Below are 19,431 nucleotides of genomic sequence, written 5' to 3' on the forward strand. Positions count from 1 at the left end.
CATGATGTCAGCATAGCACCTGATAAAATTCCGCGTTTCCCGATTTCCACTGCCGGCGCGCGCGGCGGGGCCTTCACTTTGGACCCGCCCCCGCCGGAAGCATTCCAGCCTCCAGGGCCAAGACATCCATGCTGCCTGTTCAGACCTCCCAACTTGCCGCCGCGTTCACCGATGCCGTGCGCGCGCTCGCCCCGGCCGACGCCACCCTGCCCGCGGTCACGTTCGAGCGCCCCAAGCAGGCCGCCCACGGCGACCTGGCGTGCAATATCGCCATGCAGGTGGCCAAGGCGCTGAAGACCAATCCCCGCGAACTGGCGCAGAAGGTGGTGGACGCCGTCCAGGCCGACCCGCGCGCGTCGGCGCTGGTGGCGGCGCTGGAGATTGCCGGCCCGGGCTTTATCAACCTCCGCCTGAGCCCCGCCGCCCGCGCCGAGGTGCTGCGCGCCGTGCTGGCCGACGCGGACCGCTACGGCGCGCGCCCGGCCGGTGAGCACGGCCAGGTGCTGGTCGAGTTCGTGTCGGCCAACCCGACCGGCCCGCTGCACGTGGGCCACGGCCGCCAGGCGGCCCTGGGCGACGCGCTGGCCAACCTGCTGGCCTGGCAGGGCTGGAACGTGCACCGCGAGTTCTATTACAACGACGCCGGCGTGCAGATCCAGACGCTGGCTGTGTCGGTCCAGGCACGTGCGCGCGGCCTGAAGCCCGGTGACGCCGGCTGGCCGGAAGCGGCCTACAACGGCGACTACATCGCCGATATCGCCGCCGACTTCCTGGCCGGCAAGACCGTTTCGGCCTCGGACGGCGAACCGGTGACCGCGTCGGGCAATGTGGAGGATATCGAGTCGATCCGGAAGTTCGCCGTGACCTACCTGCGCAACGAGCAGGACATCGATCTGCAGGCGTTTGGCGTCAAGTTCGACCGCTACTACCTGGAATCGTCGCTGTACAGCGACGGCCGCGTGGAAGGCGCCGTGCAGTCGCTGATCTCGAAGGGCAAGACGTACGAGAACGAAGGCGCGCTGTGGCTGCGCACCACTGACGACGGCGACGACAAGGACCGCGTCATGAAGAAGTCCGACGGCACGTACACGTATTTCGTGCCGGACGTGGCCTACCACACCACCAAGTGGGAGCGTGGTTTCGCCAAGGTCATCAACGTGCAGGGCAGCGACCACCACGGCACCATTGCCCGCGTGCGCGCCGGCCTGCAGGGCCTGGACATCGGCATTCCCAAGGGCTACCCCGACTACGTGCTGCACAAGATGGTCACCGTGATGAAGAACGGCGAGGAGGTGAAGATCTCCAAGCGTGCCGGCTCGTACGTGACCGTGCGCGACCTGATCGAATGGAGCAACGGCGGCGACGATACGATCCGTGGCTGCCTGGAAGCCGGCGTGGCCGACTGGCCCGCGCACTTCACGCGCGGCCGCGATGCGGTGCGCTTCTTCCTGCTGTCGCGCAAGGCCGACACGGAATTCGTGTTCGACGTGGATCTGGCGCTGAAGCAGAACGACGAGAACCCGGTGTACTACGTCCAGTACGCCCATGCCCGTATCTGCTCGATCTTCGAGGCATGGGGCGGCGCGGACTGGCAGGCCCGCCTGCCGGAGCTGGCCGGCGTGGACCTGGCCGCCGTGACCGCGGCCGACGTCAGCCCGCAGGCCATCGCGCTGGGCCGCCGCCTGGCCGAGTTCCCGGACATGCTGGCCGCCGCGGCGGGCGAACTGGCGCCGCATGCCGTGGCGTTCTACCTGCGCGACCTGGCTGGCGACTTCCACACGTTCTACAACGCCGACCGCGTGCTGGTGGACGATGAAACCGTCAAGCGCGCGCGCCTGGCGCTGCTGGCCGCCACGCGGCAGGTGCTCAAGAACGGCCTGGCCGTGATTGGCGTATCGGCGCCGCAACGCATGGACCGCGCCCCGGAACAGGAATCGCCGGCCGCCTGAACTTCGCGTCATCGGACTGGCTCTATAATCCCCGGCATCACCGAAGAGGACTACATGCAACACAATGCAAAGCGCGCTCCGCGCGCCGTCCGCCATCGCCAGACGCAGCGTGGCGGCACGTTCCTGGGCCTGGTGCTCGGGCTGATCGTCGGCCTGGCCATTGCCGTGGTCATCGCGCTGTATATCACCAAGTCGCCGGCCCCGTTCAAGGGCAACGGCAACACGCCCGCGCCGCGCCCGACCGAACCAGGCAATGTGGCCAGCGCGCTGCCGAATCCGGCCCAGCAGGCCCAGCCGAACGCCGAGCCGACCGATCCGAACCGGCCGCTGTGGAGCAAGACGCCGGCCAAGCCGGTGGGCCAGCCCGACCAGCCGGCCGCCCCGCAGCAACCGCCCGCGGCGACCAGCCGCCCGGCCGAGGTACCTGGCGCCAGCAATGGCGCCGTGGCCAGCAAGCCGGCCGAGAAGCCTGCCGAAAAGCCGGCGGCACGCCCGGCTGAGAAGCCGGTGGCCGACCCGATCGCCGAGATCGCCCAGGCCGATGCCAACAAGGTTGGCTACCTGCTGCAGGTTGGTGCATTCCGGTCGCAGGATGACGCCGATCGTCAGAAAGCCAACCTGGCGATGCAGGGCTTCGAGGCCAAGGTGACCGACCGCGATGTCAACGGCGTCAAGATGTACCGCGTTCGACTGGGGCCGTTCAACCGGATCGAGGACATGAACCGCGCGCGCGACCGCCTGCAGTCGGCTGGCTTCGACGCGTCGGTGATTCGTTTCACCAAGCAGTAATCTGGCGAAAATACCCGGACTGGCGGCGGCATCGAGAACCAAGTTGCACCGCCAGGGTCATAGACCCAATCCATTCGCTCGTTGAGCAAGTTCAACCCGTAAGGCCCTTCTGACATGAAGAAAATCGCCGCATTGATCGCCACCGCTGCCGCCGTGAGCGGCCTGCTGATGTCCGCGCCCGCCGCTATGGCCGCGCCGACGGAAGGCAAGGACTACACGGTTCTGAAAGCCCCGCAGGCGGTGCCCGCTGGCAAGATCGAAGTGACCGAATTCTTCTGGTACGGCTGCCCGCACTGCTACGACTTCGAGCCGGAGCTGGAAGCGTGGATCAAGAAGCAGGGCAAGGACGTGGTGTTCAAGCGGGTGCCGGTGGCCTTCCGCGACGACCTGCTGCCGCATACGAAGATCTTCTACGCGCTGGAAGCGCTGGGCAAGGTCGACGCCATGCACACCAAGGTCTTCGACGCGATCCACAAGCAGCGCAAGCGCATGGTGGACCCGAACGAGATTGCCGACTTCATGGCTGCCAACGGTATCGACCGCAAGCAATGGCTGGACACCTACAACTCGTTCTCGGTGACCACCAACTCGCAGCGCGCCAACAAGATCGCCGACGCATACAAGATCGATGGCGTGCCGACCGTGGTGGTGCAGGGCAAGTATGAAACCTCGCCGTCGATTGCTGGTACCAAGGGTGCCGCGATCCAGGCGATGGACTTCCTGGTGACGGGCGTGCGCGACAAGAAGCTCTGATCGAATATCGGACCGAATCAAACAGCCCGGTGCAGCGATGCACCGGGCTGTTTTGTTTTGGGCGGCGCGGCCATTTGACGCGCTGACCGACGCGGAAGAAGCGGGCAGACCGTAGGCGTATCAATCGCCGCCGTTTTTTCCCCCTCTCCCGCGCCGCCGAAGAAGGCGGGCAGACCGTAGGCGTATCAATCGCCCCCGGTTTTCTCCCCTCTCCCGCGACGCAGAAGAAAGCGGGCAGACCGTGGATGTATCAATCACCCTCGGTTTTCTCCCCTCTCCCGCCTGCGGGAGAGGGGCGGGGGAGAGGGCCAGCCTTTCAATGGCCGGCCGCGTTATATTCCCACCCATGAACTCCCAGAAAATCTTCCTGACCGGCGCCTCCAGCGGAATTGGCCAGGCCCTGGCCCGTGCCTACGCGGAACAGGGCGCCACACTCGGCCTGGTCGGCCGACGTGAGGACGCGCTTCGCGCGTTTGCCAACACACTGCCAAATCCTGATGCGGTACGCCTCTACGCCGCCGACGTGCGGGATGCCGATGCCATGAACGCCGCGGCCGCCGATTTCCTGGCGCATGTCGGATGCCCCGATGTCGTGATTGCCAACGCCGGCGTCTCGGTGGGCACCGTGGCCAGCGAGCGCGAGGACCTGGAAGTGTTTCGCACGGTCATGGACACCAACTGGTTTGGCACGCTGACCACGTTTCAGCCTTTCCTGGCGCCGATGCGCAGCCAGCCGCCCGGCCCCGACGGCTGGCGTGGCACGCTGGTCGGCATTGCCAGCGTGGCCGGCATCCGTGGCCTGCCCGGCGGCGGCGCGTACAGTGCATCGAAATCCGCCGTGATCAAACTGCTGGAAAGCCTGCGGCTCGAACAGTCGCGCGAGCGCATTCGCGTGGTGACCATCGCGCCGGGCTATATCCGCACGCCGATGACGACGCACAACCCGTACCGGATGCCGTTTCTGATGGATGCCGACGTCTTCGCGCGCAAGGCTGTGCGGAAGATCGCCGCTGGCTCGCGCTTTGCGGTGATTCCGTGGCAGATGGGCGTGGTGGCATCGGTGCTGCATGTCATGCCGCGCTGGCTTTACGACGCGCTGTTCCGGCGCGCGCCACGCAAGCCGCGCCAGTCGCGGAGCGCCTGATGTGGACCGATGCAATCGGCCAGCAGCACGGCCCGGCACGCGGCACGGTGCGGATCGCATCGCTGGTGCCGTCGATCACCGAGTTGTTGTTCGATCTGGGACTGGCGGACCAGACCGTTGCGCGGACCGGCTTCTGCATCCATCCCGAACCCGCGGTGCGGGCGGTCGAAAAGGTCGGTGGCACCAAGGACGTCAAGCTCGACCGCCTGCGCGCGCTGGCGCCGACCCATGTGATCGTGAACATCGACGAAAATCGCCGCGAAACCGTCGATGAAATCCGAGGATTTGTGCCGCACGTCATCGTCACGCATCCATGCAAGCCGGACGACAACTTCGCGCTCTATTCGCTGATCGGCGGAATATTCGGCCGCGAGGCCGAGGCCGCGCGGCTGTCCGACGATTTACGCGCGGCGCTGGGCGCGTTGCGCGACACGGCATGGCCCGCGCGGCGCGTGCTTTACGCGATCTGGCAGGACCCGTGGATGACGGTGGCGCGCGATACCTACATCAGCCAGATGCTGGCCCAGGTCAACTGGGCAACGTGGCCGGACGCCGCGCCAGAGGCCTGCGTCGATGGGGACTGCAGCCGCCCGAATGCCGAGGGCGAGCGGTATCCGACGTTCCGCTGGAGCGACGCGCTGGTGCGCGAGCTTGACGCCGTGCTGCTGTCGACCGAGCCGTATCGCTTCACCGAAGATCATGCCGACGCGCTGGAGCGGCAGATCGGCAAGCCTGTGCTGCTGGTGGATGGCGAGATGCTGTCCTGGTATGGCAGCCGCGCCGTGGCCGGCGCGCGCTACCTGAAGACGCTGGCGGCTGGCTTCTAGGCTTTCGTAAACCGCACGACGCCATCCTCGTCCACCCGGCGCGCCAATTCACCGCGATGCCATAGCGCATGCAGGTGCGCCAGCGCCTCGCCCATCGCGAACGTCAACTGGTGGATATCGAACTGGCGGCGGAAGATCACACCGACGATGTCGTGGGCGTTGCAGGGCTTTTCGGCGCAGGCCTGCACGGTTTCCGCCAGCCGGTCGACGTGGTGCTCGCGCAGTTGCTGGATCCGCGTATGGAGATTGCGGAACGGCCGGCCGTGCGACGGCAGGATCAGCACGTCGGCGGGCAGGTCTTCGTACTTGTCCAGCGAATCGAGGTAGAGCTGCAGCGGATTGGCTTCCGGCTCCATGTCGAACACGCTGACATTGGTGGAAATGCGCGGCAGCACCATGTCCCCGGAAATCAGCACATTGGTGGCGGCGTTGTACAGCGCGACGTGTTCAGGCGCGTGGCCGTAACCGGTGATGACCCGCCACGATGCCGTGGCCGGATCGGCGCCGATCTGCACGGTGTCGCCATCCATCAGTCGCCGATACTGGGTCGGCAGGTCCGGCACCAGCGATGGGTAGTAGCTCTTGCGCGCGCGCAGCTTTTCGAGATTGTCCGGATCGACCAGGCCATGACGCGCGAAATGGCTGGCCGCGAAATCGCCACCGGCATTGGAGCCGACGCCCGAGCCGCCCGCCATCACGCGCGCGGACATGTAGTCGCCCAGGCTCATCCACAGGCGCACGTCCCATCGTTTGCAGAGCCAGTGCGCCAGGCCGACGTGGTCGGGGTGGCAGTGCGTCACCAGCACGCGCAGCACGGGCAGCCCTTCCAGCTCGTTGGCGAAGATGGTTTCCCAGTGCGCGCGGATGGCGTCGTTGGTGATGCCGCAATCGATGATCGTCCAGCCATCGCGGCCATCGATGCGGTCGCGCAGCAGCCACAGGTTGATGTGGTCCAGCGCAAACGGCAGCGGCATGCGCAGCCAGTAGACGCCCGGCGCCACTTCCTGACGTGCGCCCGGTTCCGGCATGGTGTCGCCAAACGGATATTGAAGCTGATGTTCGAGTGCGTTCATGGGGTTTGTCTCGTCGATTTCCGGCGCGCTCGCGGGGCACGCTCTACTTTGGATTGTCATGCGCTCCGGTTGACGCTAACGTTAACGTCAATTCGCAAGCCATGCACGTCATCTTAGACGAAAAAGTTGATTGCGCAACGAATACGCGAACGACCGTTCATTTTTGCAGGACGCCATATGTCGGCTCAGCCATCTTCCGCCACCTACACGATTACCGACCTTTCGCGCGAGTTTGAGATTACGCCGCGCGCGATCCGTTTTTATGAAGACCAGGGCCTGCTCTCGCCAGACCGCGAAGGGCCCAGCGGCCGCAAGCGCGTCTACAACGGCCGCGAGCGTACGCGCCTTAAGCTCACGCTGCGCGGCAAAAGGTTGGGACTCACTCTCAATGAAATCCGCGAAATTCTGGATCTCTATGAGTCGCCGCGTGATACGGCACCGCAGTTGGAACGCTTTCTTCATCTGCTGGCCCAGCATCGCGGCACGCTGGAACGCCAGATGGAAGACCTGCAAGCCCAACTGGCCGAAATCGACCAGCACGAACGCCAGTGCAAGGCCCTGCTGGCTACCCACCATGATGCGGGCAAGGCACGCACGGCCTGAAAACGAAAGCAAAACCGCACTTGGCGGCCATACCAATTGACGTTTACGTAAACGTCAATAAAATACCCGGACACGTACAGGAGACACGACCATGACTGACCTTCCCGGCCTGAAATTCGACCTTGGCGAAGACATCGAGATGCTGCGCGAGTCCGTCCGCAGCTGGGCGCAGGCCGAGCTGGCGCCGCGCGCCGGCGAAATCGATCGCACCGACCAGTTTCCGATGGACGCCTGGAAGAAGATGGGCGACCTGGGCGTGCTGGGCATCACCGTGGCCGAGGAATACGGCGGCGCCAACATGGGCTACCTGGCGCACATGATCGCGATGGAGGAAATCAGCCGGGCATCGGCGTCGGTCGGCCTGTCCTACGGCGCCCATTCGAACCTGTGCGTGAACCAGATCCACCGCAACGGCACGGCCGCCCAAAAGGCGAAGTACCTGCCCAAGCTGATATCGGGCGAATGGATTGGCGCGCTGGCCATGAGCGAGCCGAACGCCGGGTCGGATGTGGTCAGCATGAAGCTGCGCGCCGACTTCAAGGGTGACCGGTACGTGCTGAACGGCACCAAGATGTGGATCACCAACGGGCCGGACTGCGACGTGCTGGTGGTCTACGCCAAGACCGAGCCGGACCTCGGCGCGCGTGGCATGACCGCATTCATCGTCGAAAAGGGCATGAAGGGTTTCTCGGTGGCGCAGAAGCTCGACAAACTGGGCATGCGCGGATCGCACACCGGCGAACTGGTGTTCCAGGACGTCGAAGTGCCCGTGGAAAACATCCTCGGTGCCGAAAATAGCGGCGCCAAGGTGCTGATGAGCGGGCTGGACTACGAGCGCGCCGTGCTGTCGGGCGGCCCGGTCGGGATCATGCAGGCCTGCATGGACGTGGTCACGCCGTACATCCACGACCGCAAGCAGTTTGGCCAGAGCATCGGCGAATTTCAGCTGATCCAGGGCAAGGTCGCCGACATGTACACCACGCTGCAGGCCGCGCGCAGCTACCTTTACACGGTGGGCAAGAACCTCGATGCACTGGGCACCGACCACGTGCGCCAGGTGCGCAAGGATTGCGCCGCGGTCATCCTGTACACGGCCGAGAAGGCAACGTGGATGGCTGGCGAGTCGGTGCAGATCCTGGGCGGCAACGGCTACATCAACGAATATCCGGTCGGCCGGCTGTGGCGCGATGCCAAGCTGTACGAGATCGGCGCGGGCACCTCGGAGATCCGCCGCATGCTGATTGGCCGCGAACTGTTCGCGGAAACCATGTAAGTTCAGAAGTGATCCCGGCGTTCGGAGCTACCCGAAGGTAAGTACCGAACGCCGTTACAATTTCGATTGCGAGCCGTCCTACCGCGCGTCCGGAACCCTTCGAGTCATGTCGCACTTCCCCAAGCTGCTCTCTTCGCAGATTGCCTACGATGTGGCGCGGACCATGCTGGACGGGTTCGACAAGCATTACCGGCTGTTCCGCGAGGCCAGCATCGCGGCCAAGGCCCGCTTCGAGGCAGCGGACTGGCACGGCTTGCAGAAGCTGCAGCGCGACCGCATCGCTTACTACAACGAGCGCGTGCACGAGGCCGTGGTGACGCTGCAGGACGAATACGACGCGGAGCGGATCGAGGACGATATCTGGCAGCAGATCAAGCTGCACTACATCGGACTGCTGACGAATCACCACCAGCCGGAACTTGCCGAGACGTTCTTCAATTCGATCTGCACGCGCATCCTGCACCGTTCGTACTTCAACAACGATTTCATCTTCGTGCGCCCGGCCGTGTCGACCGAGTACATCGAAAACGAAGAATCGCCGACCAAGCCAACGTATCGCGCCTACTACCCGGGCAGCCGCGAAGGCATGGCTGCGTGTTTTGAGCGGATCGTGCACAACTTTCAGCTGGAGACGCCGTTCGAAGACCTGAAACGCGACATCGGCTACGTACTGCGGGCGATCCGCGAGCATGCGGGCGAATTCCGCATCGCGCCGAATTTCCAGGTTCACACGCTGTCGTCGCTGTTCTATCGCAACAAGTCCGCCTTCATCATCGGCCGGGTATTGAATGGCGACCAGACGTATCCGATGGCGATTCCGGTCATCCACGGGCCATCGGGCAAGCTGATGCTCGACACGGTGCTGCTGCATCCCGAGCAACTGCTGGTGCTGTTCTCGTTCGCCCACGCCTATTTTCTGGTCGATATGGAAATCCCGTCGGCCTACGTCACGTTCCTGCGCGACCTGCTGCCGCGCAAGTCGCGCGCGGAGATTTACACATCGCTGGGTTTGCAGAAGCAGGGCAAGAACCTGTTCTATCGGGACTTCCTGCACCACCTGCAGCATTCGTCGGACAAGTTCATCGTTGCCCCCGGCATTCGCGGACTGGTCATGCTGGTATTTACGCTGCCGTCGTTTCCGTATGTGTTCAAGGTGATTCGCGACGCATTCCCGGCACCCAAGGAAACCACGCGCGAACTGGTGGAATCGAAATACCAGCTTGTGAAGCAGCATGACCGCGTGGGCCGCATGGCCGATACGCTCGAATATTCGGACGTGGCCTTTCCGCTGTCGCGCTTTGACGATGCACTGGTGCGCGAGCTGGAGCAGCAGGTGCCGTCGATGCTGGAACGCCAGCGCGGCGCGGACGGCAGCGACGAAATCGTGGTGCGGCACCTGTATATCGAGCGGCGCATGACGCCGCTGAACATCTGGCTGCAGGAAGGCACGGACGAACAGGTGGACCACGGCATCCGGGAATACGGCGATGCCATCAAGGAACTGATGGCCGCGAACATCTTTCCGGGCGACATGCTTTACAAGAATTTCGGCGTCACGCGGCATGGCCGCGTGGTGTTCTATGACTACGACGAAATCGAGTACCTGACCGACTGCAATATCCGGCGCGTGCCCGAGCCGCGCAACGAGGAAGAGGAAATGTCGGGCGAGGTGTGGTACACCGTACGTCCGCACGACATCTTCCCGGAGACATATCGCACGTTCCTGCTCGGGGATCCGCGCGTGCGGGCCGCGTTTCTGCGGCACCATTCCGACTTCTTTGACGCTGCCATGTGGCAGCAACACAAGGACCGGCTCCTGGCCGGCCATGTTCATGACTTTTTTGCCTATCAACAAAAAGAACGCTTCATCCACCGCTACGGTGCCGCATCAACTGACGACGCAAGGAGGGCAGCATGAGTGACGCCATCGCCCAGCTGTTCCGCAACAACCGTGAATGGGTAGACCGCGTCAACGCGGAAGACCCCACGTTCTTCACGCGCCTGGCCAACCAGCAGGCGCCCGAATACCTGTGGATCGGTTGCTCCGATTCGCGCGTGCCCGCCAACCAGATCCTGGGACTGGCTCCGGGTGAGGTGTTCGTCCATCGCAATATTGCCAACGTGATCTCGCATAGCGACCTGAACGCGCTGTCCGTGATCCAGTTCGCCGTGGAAGTGCTCAAGGTTCGCCATATCACCGTGGTGGGCCACTATGGCTGCGGCGGTGTGAAGGTGGCGCTCAAGCGCGAGCGCGTGGGCCTGTGCGACAACTGGCTGCGCCACGTGCAGGACGTGGCCGACAAGCACTCGGCCTACCTGGGCACCGTGCTGCGCGAGGACGATGCGCATACGCGCCTGTGCGAGCTGAACGTGATCGAGCAGGTCAACAACATCTGCCAGACCACCGTGCTGCAGGACGCCTGGGACCGCGGCCAGGCCGTGACGGTTCATGGATGGATCTACGGCGTGTCCGACGGCCTGCTGCGCGACCTGGGCATGGCCGCCAGCAGCAATGCGGAACTGCAGGCGCAGATCGCCGCAGCACTGCAGCAATACGGCGATCCGCCACAAGCATCGATCCGCTGATAACCACGACTGAAGCCCACCTGCTTCGAGGAGACACAGACATGCAAAATCCGAGCGATCCCATCGTCATCGTTTCTGCGGCACGCACCCCGATGGGTGCGTTCCAGAGCGAACTGAGCAGTCTGACAGCGCCGCAGCTTGGTGCCTCGGCCATCCGCGCCGCCGTCGAGCGTGCCGGCATCAAGCCGGAGCAGGTGCAGGAAGTGGTGTTCGGCTGCGTGCTGCCCGCCGGACAGGGGCAGGCCCCGGCGCGGCAGGCCGCGCTTGGCGCCGGGCTGCCGCTGGACGTGGCATGTACCACGGTCAACAAGATGTGCGGCTCGGGCATGCGCGCGGCGATGACGGTCTACGACGGCCTGCTGGCCGGATCGTTCGACGTCGCCGTGGCTGGTGGCATGGAAAGCATGACCAACGCGCCGTATCTGATTCCCAAGGGCCGCGGCGGCTATCGCATCGGCCACGGCATGATCTACGACCACATGATGCTGGACGGCCTGGAGGATGCCTACGACAAAGGCCGCGCGATGGGCACGTTCGGCGAAGACTGCGCCGCCAAGTACCAGTTCACGCGCGAACAGCAGGACGCCTTTGCGATGGAGTCGGTGCGTCGTGCCCAGCATGCCACCGAAGCTGGCGACTTCCGCTGGGAGATCGCTCCGGTCACGGTATCGGGCAAGGGCGGCGACACGGTCGTCGACACCGATGAGGGCCCGCGCCGCATCAAGGTGGACAAGATCCCGTCGTTGAAGCCCGCGTTTGCCAAGGACGGCACGATCACCGCCGCCTCGTCGTCATCGATCAACGACGGCGCCGCCGCGCTGGTGATGATGCGCGAGTCCACGGCGAAGCGGCTCGGCCTGGTGCCGATCGCGCGCATGCTGGGCCATACGTCGCACGCGCAGGCGCCGGGCTGGTTCACGACCGCGCCGGTGGAGGCCATTGCCAAGCTCTATCGCAAGCTCGACTGGACCACCGACAGCGTGGACCTGTTCGAAATCAACGAAGCGTTTGCCGTCGTACCGATGGCCGCGATGCACGACCTCAAGATTCCGCGTGACAAGGTGAATATCCACGGCGGCGCATGCGCGCTGGGGCATCCAATCGGCGCTTCGGGTGCGCGCATCATGACCACGCTGATTGGCGCGCTGCGCAAGACCGGCGGCAAGCGTGGCGTGGCCAGCCTGTGCATCGGCGGCGGCGAAGCCACTGCGGTCGGTATCGAGATCGTCTGACGGAAACTGATAACAACTAACCAGCTGGAGTTTCGCCATGCCTACCGCGCTCGTTCTTGGTGCTTCCCGGGGCCTCGGCCTCGAATTCGTCAGGCAGTATCGCGCCGATGGCTGGCGCGTGGTGGCTGCCGCGCGCAGCGACGAAGGCGTGGCCGCGCTCAAGGCGCTTGACGCCGAGGCGCACCAGATCGACCTGACCGATGCCGGCCAGGTGGCTGGCCTGGGCTGGAAGCTCGATGGCGAGACTTTCGATGTGGCGATCTACAACGCCGGCGTGATCGGCCCGCGTACCGAAGGTGCGCAGCCGATCGCGCAGCAGGACTTCGATGCCGTGATGCACGCCAACGTGCTCGGCCCGATGATGACGCTGCCGTTGCTGCTGCCGTTCGTCGAAACCGGCAATCACGGCCGGGGCGGCGTGCTGGCCGTGCTGTCATCGAAAATGGGCAGCATCAGCGGCATGGAGAGCAATGCGGCGTGGATGTATCGCGTCAGCAAGGCGGCGGTCAACGCGGTGCTGAAGAGCGTGTCGCTCGATGCGCGCCACGCCATCTGCGTGGCGCTCCATCCGGGCTGGGTGCAGACCGATATGGGCGGCCCCAACGCCGACCTGACGCCGCAGCAAAGCGTTGCCGGCATGCGCCGCACGCTGGCCGGCGTGACGCACAACGATAACGGCAGCTTCCACAACTACGATGGCACGGCCATCCCCTGGTAAAGAACGACGCTCATGCTGCTGACTCCCGAACAGGAAATGATCCGTGACGCCGTGCGCCAGTTTGCGCAGGACGTCATCGCGCCGCAGGCCGCGCAATGGGATCGCGAGAAAACCTTTCCCAAGGATGTGCACAAGGAACTGGCACGCCTGGGCGCCTATGGCGTGGCCGTGCCCGAGGAACTGGGCGGCGCGGGTCTCGACTACCTGTCGCTGGCGCTGATACTTGAAGAGATTGCCGCTGGCGATGGCGGCACGTCGACCGTCATCAGTGTCAACAACTGCCCTGTCTGCAGCATGCTGATGGCCTTTGCCAACGATGCGCAGAAGCAGAAATGGCTGGTGCCGCTGGCACGTGGCGAAATGCTCGGCGCGTTCTGCCTGACCGAGCCGCACGTCGGCTCGGACGCCGCGGCGCTACGCACCACGGCCACGCGCGATGGCGGCCATTACGTGCTGAACGGCGTGAAGCAGTTCATCACCAGCGGCAAGCATGCCGATGTGGCGATCGTGATGGCGGTCACGGACAAGGCGGCGGGAAAGCGCGGCATCAGCGCGTTCCTGGTGCCGACCTCGACGCCGGGCTACATCGTCGCGTGCCTGGAAGACAAGCTTGGCCAGCATTCATCGGACACCGCGCAGATCGTGTTCGAGGACTGCCGGATTCCGGCCGACTGCATGCTGGGTGAAGAGGGCGCCGGTTACAAGATGGCGCTGTCCGGGCTGGAGGGCGGCCGCATCGGCATCGCGTCGCAAAGCATCGGCATGGCACGCGCCGCGTTCGAGGCCGCGCTGGCCTATGCGAAGGAGCGCGAGAGCTTTGGGCAGCCGCTGTTCCAGCACCAGGCCGTGCAGTTCCGTCTGTCCGACATGGCCACGCAGATCGAAGTGGCGCGCCAGATGGTGTGGCATGCGGCGTCGCTCAAGGACGCCGGCCGGCCCTGCCTGAAAGAAGCCGCGATGGCCAAACTGTTCGCCAGCGAGATGGCCGAGCGCGTATGCTCGGATGCGATCCAGGTGTTCGGCGGCTACGGATATGTGAACGATTTCCCGGTCGAGCGGATCTATCGTGATGTGCGCGTGTGCCAGATCTACGAAGGCACCAGCGATATCCAGAAGATCCTGATCGCCCGCGCGCTTGGATGAAGTTTCCGCAGTCCCTGTCAAACCGTCGCACCTGAACCGGAGCCCCCCGCGATGACCGCCCCCATCGATTTCTATTTCGATTTTTCCTCGCCCTACGGTTACTTTGCCAGCACCCGCATCGACGAACTCGCGCAGAAGTACGGCCGCGGCGTGATGTGGCACCCGGTGCTGCTGGGCGTGGTATTCAAGACCACGGGGTCGTCTCCGCTGCCGTCGATTCCGCTCAAGGGCGAGTATTGCTGGCGCGATTTCGAACGGACCGCGCAGTTCCACGGCATCGACTACAAGCGCCCCGCGCACTTTCCGCTGCCGACGCAGCACGCCGCGCGTGCCATGCTCTGGCTGCAGAACCAGCATGGCGCCGACCTGGCCGCCGCGTTCGCCAAGGCCGTGTACCGCGCGCTGTTCGTCGATGACATCAACATCGCCGAACCGGCCGAACTGGCAAAGCTGGCCGAAACGCTCGGCATCGACCCGATCGCGATGAACGAAGGCGCCACGAGCTACCAGATCAAGGATCAGCTCAAGGCGGAGATCGAGGTGGCGATGGCCAAGGGCGTGTTCGGCTCCCCGTTCGTGATCATCGATGGCGAACCGTTCTGGGGCTTTGATCGCTTCGAGCAGATCGAGGCCCATCTGAAGAGCCGGCGGCAGACCGAACTGCGCGCCGTCGGCGGCAATGACATTTCAAAGGAAAAGAAACCCGCATGACCGCAGCAAACCAGGCCGCACGCTTCGATTGCGTAATCTTTGACTGTGACGGCGTTCTCGTCGACAGCGAGCCGATCGTCCATCGCGTGCTGAACCGCGTGCTCAATGAGCTTGGCATCGAGATCACGCTCGAGGAATCGATGAAATGGTTCCTCGGCCGTGCGGTGCGCGACGAGCTTGGCAATATCGAGGCGCGTCTCGGCAAGCCGCTGCCGCGCAACTTCCTGTCCGAATGGTTCGTGCGCCGCGATGCCGCGCTGATCGAGGAACTGGAAGCCGTGCCGCATATCCGCCCAACGATCGAAGCGATCAAGGCGCGTGGCCTGCCCGTGTGCGTGGCGTCGGGTGCGGACCGTATCAAGGTCAAGCTCCAGCTCAAGCATACGGACCTGCTGAGCCTGTTCACCGACGACGCGCGCGAGCATATCTTCACGGCGACCGAAGTGGAGCACAGCAAGCCCGCCCCCGACGTCTACCTGCTGGCCGCGCGCACGATGGGCGTGGACCCATCGCGCTGCGCCGTGGTGGAAGACAGCCCGACCGGCGCCAGCGCCGGCGTGGCCGCAGGCATGACTGTCTTTGGCTATGCCGCCCGCACCAATGCCGATGAACTGCGCGCCACCGGCGTGAAGACGATCTTTACCGATATGCGCGACCTGCCGGAGCTGATCGCATGACGAGCAAGCGCCAGTCCGGTGCCGGCGCCGAGCCTTGCCCCTGCGGCAACGGCACGTACGCCACGTGCTGCGGCCGCTTTCATCGTGGCGAGGCCATGCCGCAAACGGCCGAGGCGTTGATGCGCTCGCGCTACAGCGCATACGTGCTGGGCAATGAAAGCTGGCTGCGCCAGACCTGGCATGCGTCGACATGTCCGCAGGACCTGTCCGCCGATGCCGGCACGCGCTGGTTGGGGCTGACCGTGAAGTCGCACACCCAGCAGGACGACACGCACGCCACCGTGGCCTTTGTGGCGCGATACAAGGTGGGCGGGCGCGCGCACCGGCTGGAAGAGTTGAGCCGCTTCGTCTTCGAGCCGCGTGAGCCAGGCACGCCGGCACGCTGGCTGTACGTCGATGGCGATCTGAAGGGACAGGAAGGAAACGACTGACGACCGCGCACGCGCGCCGTCACCGGCTGACCAGGCACGATATCAAGAGAACACAGGAAGAGACATGCCCACGCTGGAAACCAAACTGAACGCACGCTCGGAATCGTTCAAGGCCAACGCCGAGACGATGCAGACGCTGGTGGCCGACCTCCGGCAGAGGATCGCCAAGCTGGCCGAAGGCGGCGGCGAGGATGCGCGCAACAAGCATCTGGGTCGCGGCAAGCTGCTGCCGCGTGACCGCGTGCAACAGTTGCTCGACCCCGGCACGCCGTTCCTGGAACTGTCGCAGCTCGCGGCGTACGACATGTACGACGATGCCGCGCCCGGTGCCGGCATCATCACCGGCATCGGCCGGGTTGCGGGGCAGGAGTGCGTGATCGTCTGCAACGACGCCACGGTCAAGGGCGGCACCTACTACCCGATGACGGTCAAGAAGCACGTACGCGCGCAGGAGATCGCCGAGCAGAACAATCTGCCGTGCATCTACCTTGTGGATTCGGGCGGTGCCAACCTGCCGAATCAGGACGATGTGTTTCCCGACCGCGATCACTTCGGCCGCATCTTCTACAACCAGGCGAACCTGTCGGCCAAGGGCATCCCGCAGATCGCCGTGGTGATGGGGTCATGCACCGCCGGTGGCGCCTATGTGCCGGCGATGAGCGATGAGTCGATCATCGTCAAGAATCAGGGCACGATTTTCCTGGGTGGCCCCCCGCTGGTGAAGGCGGCCACCGGCGAGGAAGTCAGCGCGGAAGACCTGGGCGGCGCCGACGTGCATACGCGGCTGTCCGGCGTGGCCGACTACTTCGCGCAGAACGATCATCACGCGCTCTCGCTGGCGCGCAATATCGTGCAGCACCTGAATCGCCGCAAGCCGGACCAGATCCGCCTGCACGAACCGCAGGAGCCGCTGTATCCGGTGGAAGAACTGTACGGCGTGATCCCGACCGATACGCGCAAGCCCTATGACGTGCGCGAGGTCATTGCCCGCATCGTCGATGGTTCCGAATTCGACGAGTTCAAGGCGCGTTACGGCACCACGCTGGTATGCGGCTTCGCGCGGATCTGGGGCTACCCGGTGGGCATCATCGCCAACAACGGCATCCTGTTCTCGGAGTCGGCGCTGAAGGGCGCGCACTTTATCGAGCTGTGCTGCCAGCGCAAGATCCCGCTGATTTTCCTGCAGAACATCACTGGCTTCATGGTGGGCCGCAAGTACGAGAACGAAGGCATCGCGCGCAACGGCGCCAAGATGGTGACGGCCGTGGCGACGGCACAGGTGCCCAAGTTCACGGTCATCATCGGCGGCTCGTTCGGCGCCGGCAACTACGGCATGTGCGGCCGCGCCTATTCGCCGCGCTTTCTGTGGATGTGGCCGAACGCGCGTATCTCGGTGATGGGTGGCGAGCAGGCCGCGAGCGTGCTGGCCACGGTGCGCCGCGACGGCATCGAGGCGAAGGGCGGCCAGTGGGGCGCCGACGAGGAAGAAGCGTTCAAGGCGCCGATCCGCGACCAGTATGAGCGTCAGGGGCATCCGTACTACGCCAGCGCGCGGCTCTGGGACGATGGTGTCATCGACCCCGCGCAAACACGCACCGTGCTGGGCCTTGGTTTGTCCGCCAGCCTCAATGCGCCGATTGGCGACATGAAGTTCGGCGTATTCCGCATGTAGTAGTGCGGCGCCATTTTTAACGTTTGGTTTGATTTTTGATTGGAAGGTTGGTTGTTGTCATGTCCCGTGTTGTTCCCACCATCTGCGGCGTAGCAGCCGCAATCGCCTGCATCGCCTGGTGCGGCTCGGCCATCGCCCAGGTGGCGCTGCCGGCGCAATCGGTCGAGCAGGTTGTGATGGTGCCGAAGGTTGGCGCGGAAGCCACGGTGGATCTGGAGACTACGATCTTCCGCCCCGCTGGCGAAGGGCCGTTTCCGCTCGTGGTCATCAACCACGGCAAGTCGCCCGGCAAGCCCGCATTCCAGGGCCGCGCGCGCTTTGCGGCGCAGACCGCGGAATTCGTGCGGCGCGGGTATGTGGTGGCCCTGCCGATGCGGCAGGGATTTTCGAAGTCGGGCGGCCAGTACGTGGGTGGCAGCTGCGACGTGCGTGGCAACGGCATGATGCAGGCCGAAGATGTGATGGCCGCGCTGGACTACCTGGTGCAGCAGCCCTACGTCGATCCCTCGCGCATCGTCGTTATCGGCCAGTCGCATGGCGGCCTCTCGACGATGGCGCTGTCGGCCGTCGGCTATCCCGGTGTGGTGGGCGTGGTCAACTTTGCGGGCGGTCTGCGCAATGACAACTGCGTGGGCTGGGAGAACAACCTGATCGATGCGTTTGGGGACTATGGCCGTGGCGCGCGCTATCCGTCGCTGTGGATATACGGTGACAACGACAGCTACTGGCCCTGGCCGCTGCCCGAACGCATGTTCAACAACTACAAGGCCAATGTGAGCGGCGCGGCCACGGACGCGCGCTTTGTCGACGTTGGCGAGTTCGACAGCGATTCGCACCGGCTGTTCAGCAACCGCGCCGGCGTGGCGCTGTGGCTGCCGGAGGTGGGCGCGTTCTTCCGACGGCTGGGATTGCCGTTCGACGAACTGCCCGAACGGGCGCAACCCGCCAGAGCGAAGACTGCCGGCCAGACATCCTGATAACGACGATAATCCGGAGGAGACATGCAATTCACCACACTCACCGTTACGGCCGAACGCCATATCGCCACCGTCACGCTGAACCGCCCCGACGTGCGCAATGCGTTCAATGAAACGGTCATCGCCGAGCTGACTGGCGCGTTCCGTGCGCTCGGCGATACGCCTGACGTGCGCGCGATCGTGCTGACCGGCAACGGCCCGGCGTTCTGTGCCGGTGCCGATCTGAACTGGATGAAGAAGATGGCCGGCTACTCGGACGACGAGAACCGTGCCGATGCGCTCACGCTGGCGCAGATGCTGCACACCATCTGGGTGTGTCCCAAGCCCGTGATCGCCCGCGTGCAGGGTGACACCTACGCTGGCGGCATGGGCCTGGTGGCGGCGTGCGATATCGCCGTGGCGTCCGCTACGGCGAACTTCTGCCTGTCGGAGGCCAAGCTGGGCCTGCTGCCGGCGACGATCAGCCCCTATGTGATCCGTGCGATGGGCGAGCAGGCGGCGCGCCGCTACTTTGTCACCGCGGAACGGTTCGACGCGGCCGAGGCATTGCGCCTGGGCTTTCTGCACGTGGTGGCGGCGCCGAAGGATCTCGACGAAAAGGTGGCCGAGATCGCTGCCACGCTCGTCAATAACAGCCCTAACGCCGTGCGCGAAAGCAAGCGCCTGGTGCAGGAAGTGGCGGGGCGGGAGATCGATAGCGATCTGCTGGCCGATACCGCCAACCGGATCGCGGCGATCCGGGCATCGGACGAAGGGCGTGAGGGCGTGCGGTCCTTTCTGGAAAAGCGCGCGCCGTCATGGAAGCCGCAGTAGTGCCTGTTACGCCCGCCCTCTCCCCCGCCCCTCTCCCGCAGGCGGGAGAGGGGAGAACAC

The 19,431-nt window shown here is 64.7% G+C and carries 19 protein-coding genes; 18 read left to right on the plus strand and 1 reads right to left on the minus strand.

Features of this window, described 5'->3' with window-relative positions; all coding sequences use genetic code 11:
• Positions 1 to 128: 128 nt before the first annotated feature.
• From argS to AC3FLX_RS10905, 5 genes are all read left to right on the plus strand, one after another.
• On the plus strand, positions 129 to 1,949 hold the full coding sequence (gene argS / locus AC3FLX_RS10885) for an arginine--tRNA ligase (RefSeq protein ID WP_488696374.1): 1,821 nt from the start codon (positions 129 to 131) through the stop codon (positions 1,947 to 1,949).
• A gap of 54 nt (positions 1,950 to 2,003) precedes the next feature.
• Positions 2,004 to 2,738: an SPOR domain-containing protein gene (locus tag AC3FLX_RS10890; protein WP_488696376.1), complete on the plus strand. Its 735-nt coding sequence runs from the start codon at positions 2,004 to 2,006 to the stop codon at positions 2,736 to 2,738.
• A 114-nt stretch (positions 2,739 to 2,852) separates the two neighbouring features.
• Positions 2,853 to 3,491, plus strand: a complete 639-nt coding sequence (locus tag AC3FLX_RS10895) for a thiol:disulfide interchange protein DsbA/DsbL (RefSeq protein ID WP_488696378.1) — start codon at positions 2,853 to 2,855, stop codon at positions 3,489 to 3,491.
• A gap of 346 nt (positions 3,492 to 3,837) precedes the next feature.
• Positions 3,838 to 4,635 (plus strand): SDR family oxidoreductase, encoded by a 798-nt coding sequence (locus AC3FLX_RS10900; protein WP_488696380.1) that lies wholly within the window; start codon positions 3,838 to 3,840, stop codon positions 4,633 to 4,635.
• Positions 4,635 to 5,462 (plus strand): helical backbone metal receptor, encoded by an 828-nt coding sequence (locus AC3FLX_RS10905; protein WP_488696381.1) that lies wholly within the window; start codon positions 4,635 to 4,637, stop codon positions 5,460 to 5,462. Before AC3FLX_RS10900 ends, AC3FLX_RS10905 begins: the two co-directional genes overlap by 1 nt.
• On the opposite strand, the gene AC3FLX_RS10910 is transcribed toward AC3FLX_RS10905, so the two are convergent.
• Entirely contained in the window at positions 5,459 to 6,535 is a 1,077-nt protein-coding gene (locus AC3FLX_RS10910) for an MBL fold metallo-hydrolase (protein ID WP_488696383.1), read from the minus strand. The genes AC3FLX_RS10905 and AC3FLX_RS10910 overlap by 4 nt on opposite strands.
• A 177-nt stretch (positions 6,536 to 6,712) precedes the next feature.
• On the opposite strand from AC3FLX_RS10910, the gene AC3FLX_RS10915 reads away from it, so the two are divergent.
• The 13 genes from AC3FLX_RS10915 to AC3FLX_RS10975 all read left to right on the plus strand — a co-directional run bounded on the left by AC3FLX_RS10915 (position 6,713) and on the right by AC3FLX_RS10975 (position 19,371).
• Positions 6,713 to 7,138 carry a MerR family transcriptional regulator gene (locus AC3FLX_RS10915; RefSeq protein ID WP_488696385.1) on the plus strand — a complete coding sequence of 142 codons (426 nt, stop codon included), beginning with the start codon at positions 6,713 to 6,715 and terminating at the stop codon, positions 7,136 to 7,138.
• Positions 7,139 to 7,229: 91 nt separating this feature from the next.
• Entirely contained in the window at positions 7,230 to 8,411 is a 1,182-nt protein-coding gene (locus AC3FLX_RS10920) for an isovaleryl-CoA dehydrogenase (RefSeq protein WP_488696387.1), read from the plus strand.
• 106 nt (positions 8,412 to 8,517) lie between these two features.
• Positions 8,518 to 10,329: a bifunctional isocitrate dehydrogenase kinase/phosphatase gene (gene aceK / locus AC3FLX_RS10925; protein WP_488696389.1), complete on the plus strand. Its 1,812-nt coding sequence runs from the start codon at positions 8,518 to 8,520 to the stop codon at positions 10,327 to 10,329.
• Entirely contained in the window at positions 10,326 to 10,997 is a 672-nt protein-coding gene (gene can, locus AC3FLX_RS10930) for a carbonate dehydratase (protein WP_488696391.1), read from the plus strand. Before aceK ends, can begins: the two co-directional genes overlap by 4 nt.
• Before the next feature lie 41 nt (positions 10,998 to 11,038).
• A complete protein-coding gene (locus AC3FLX_RS10935; protein ID WP_488696393.1) occupies positions 11,039 to 12,229 on the plus strand; it encodes an acetyl-CoA C-acetyltransferase in 1,191 nt (396 codons plus the stop codon).
• A gap of 37 nt (positions 12,230 to 12,266) precedes the next feature.
• On the plus strand, positions 12,267 to 12,947 hold the full coding sequence (locus tag AC3FLX_RS10940; RefSeq protein ID WP_488696394.1) for an SDR family oxidoreductase: 681 nt from the start codon (positions 12,267 to 12,269) through the stop codon (positions 12,945 to 12,947).
• 12 nt (positions 12,948 to 12,959) lie between these two features.
• Positions 12,960 to 14,090 carry an acyl-CoA dehydrogenase family protein gene (locus AC3FLX_RS10945; protein WP_488696396.1) on the plus strand — a complete coding sequence of 377 codons (1,131 nt, stop codon included), beginning with the start codon at positions 12,960 to 12,962 and terminating at the stop codon, positions 14,088 to 14,090.
• Between the two features lie 51 nt (positions 14,091 to 14,141).
• Positions 14,142 to 14,801 (plus strand): 2-hydroxychromene-2-carboxylate isomerase, encoded by a 660-nt coding sequence (locus AC3FLX_RS10950; RefSeq protein WP_488696398.1) that lies wholly within the window; start codon positions 14,142 to 14,144, stop codon positions 14,799 to 14,801.
• Positions 14,798 to 15,478: an HAD family hydrolase gene (locus AC3FLX_RS10955; RefSeq protein WP_488696400.1), complete on the plus strand. Its 681-nt coding sequence runs from the start codon at positions 14,798 to 14,800 to the stop codon at positions 15,476 to 15,478. Before AC3FLX_RS10950 ends, AC3FLX_RS10955 begins: the two co-directional genes overlap by 4 nt.
• Positions 15,475 to 15,909, plus strand: coding sequence for a YchJ family metal-binding protein (locus AC3FLX_RS10960; protein ID WP_488696402.1), 435 nt, complete (start codon positions 15,475 to 15,477; stop codon positions 15,907 to 15,909). The genes AC3FLX_RS10955 and AC3FLX_RS10960 overlap by 4 nt, the downstream gene beginning before the upstream one ends.
• Positions 15,910 to 15,973: 64 nt before the next feature.
• On the plus strand, positions 15,974 to 17,581 hold the full coding sequence (locus tag AC3FLX_RS10965; RefSeq protein WP_488696404.1) for a carboxyl transferase domain-containing protein: 1,608 nt from the start codon (positions 15,974 to 15,976) through the stop codon (positions 17,579 to 17,581).
• A gap of 59 nt (positions 17,582 to 17,640) precedes the next feature.
• Positions 17,641 to 18,558: a dienelactone hydrolase family protein gene (locus tag AC3FLX_RS10970; protein ID WP_488696406.1), complete on the plus strand. Its 918-nt coding sequence runs from the start codon at positions 17,641 to 17,643 to the stop codon at positions 18,556 to 18,558.
• A gap of 24 nt (positions 18,559 to 18,582) precedes the next feature.
• Positions 18,583 to 19,371: an enoyl-CoA hydratase/isomerase family protein gene (locus AC3FLX_RS10975; RefSeq protein WP_488696407.1), complete on the plus strand. Its 789-nt coding sequence runs from the start codon at positions 18,583 to 18,585 to the stop codon at positions 19,369 to 19,371.
• The last annotated feature ends 60 nt before the right edge of the window (positions 19,372 to 19,431 follow it).

It is taken from the genome of Cupriavidus sp. 291-E7, assembly GCF_057798835.1.

What these genes read in the sequence shown, in the direction of transcription:
- argS (WP_488696374.1), top strand. Translation starts at nt 129, where the DNA reads ATGCTGCCTGTTCAGACCTCCCAACTTGCCGCCGCGTTCACCGATGCC.
- AC3FLX_RS10890 (WP_488696376.1), top strand. Translation starts at nt 2,004, where the DNA reads ATGCAACACAATGCAAAGCGCGCTCCGCGCGCCGTCCGCCATCGCCAG.
- AC3FLX_RS10895 (WP_488696378.1), top strand. Translation starts at nt 2,853, where the DNA reads ATGAAGAAAATCGCCGCATTGATCGCCACCGCTGCCGCCGTGAGCGGC.
- AC3FLX_RS10900 (WP_488696380.1), top strand. Translation starts at nt 3,838, where the DNA reads ATGAACTCCCAGAAAATCTTCCTGACCGGCGCCTCCAGCGGAATTGGC.
- AC3FLX_RS10905 (WP_488696381.1), top strand. Translation starts at nt 4,635, where the DNA reads ATGTGGACCGATGCAATCGGCCAGCAGCACGGCCCGGCACGCGGCACG.
- AC3FLX_RS10910 (WP_488696383.1), bottom strand. Translation starts at nt 6,535, where the DNA reads ATGAACGCACTCGAACATCAGCTTCAATATCCGTTTGGCGACACCATG.
- AC3FLX_RS10915 (WP_488696385.1), top strand. Translation starts at nt 6,713, where the DNA reads ATGTCGGCTCAGCCATCTTCCGCCACCTACACGATTACCGACCTTTCG.
- AC3FLX_RS10920 (WP_488696387.1), top strand. Translation starts at nt 7,230, where the DNA reads ATGACTGACCTTCCCGGCCTGAAATTCGACCTTGGCGAAGACATCGAG.
- aceK (WP_488696389.1), top strand. Translation starts at nt 8,518, where the DNA reads ATGTCGCACTTCCCCAAGCTGCTCTCTTCGCAGATTGCCTACGATGTG.
- can (WP_488696391.1), top strand. Translation starts at nt 10,326, where the DNA reads ATGAGTGACGCCATCGCCCAGCTGTTCCGCAACAACCGTGAATGGGTA.
- AC3FLX_RS10935 (WP_488696393.1), top strand. Translation starts at nt 11,039, where the DNA reads ATGCAAAATCCGAGCGATCCCATCGTCATCGTTTCTGCGGCACGCACC.
- AC3FLX_RS10940 (WP_488696394.1), top strand. Translation starts at nt 12,267, where the DNA reads ATGCCTACCGCGCTCGTTCTTGGTGCTTCCCGGGGCCTCGGCCTCGAA.
- AC3FLX_RS10945 (WP_488696396.1), top strand. Translation starts at nt 12,960, where the DNA reads ATGCTGCTGACTCCCGAACAGGAAATGATCCGTGACGCCGTGCGCCAG.
- AC3FLX_RS10950 (WP_488696398.1), top strand. Translation starts at nt 14,142, where the DNA reads ATGACCGCCCCCATCGATTTCTATTTCGATTTTTCCTCGCCCTACGGT.
- AC3FLX_RS10955 (WP_488696400.1), top strand. Translation starts at nt 14,798, where the DNA reads ATGACCGCAGCAAACCAGGCCGCACGCTTCGATTGCGTAATCTTTGAC.
- AC3FLX_RS10960 (WP_488696402.1), top strand. Translation starts at nt 15,475, where the DNA reads ATGACGAGCAAGCGCCAGTCCGGTGCCGGCGCCGAGCCTTGCCCCTGC.
- AC3FLX_RS10965 (WP_488696404.1), top strand. Translation starts at nt 15,974, where the DNA reads ATGCCCACGCTGGAAACCAAACTGAACGCACGCTCGGAATCGTTCAAG.
- AC3FLX_RS10970 (WP_488696406.1), top strand. Translation starts at nt 17,641, where the DNA reads ATGTCCCGTGTTGTTCCCACCATCTGCGGCGTAGCAGCCGCAATCGCC.
- AC3FLX_RS10975 (WP_488696407.1), top strand. Translation starts at nt 18,583, where the DNA reads ATGCAATTCACCACACTCACCGTTACGGCCGAACGCCATATCGCCACC.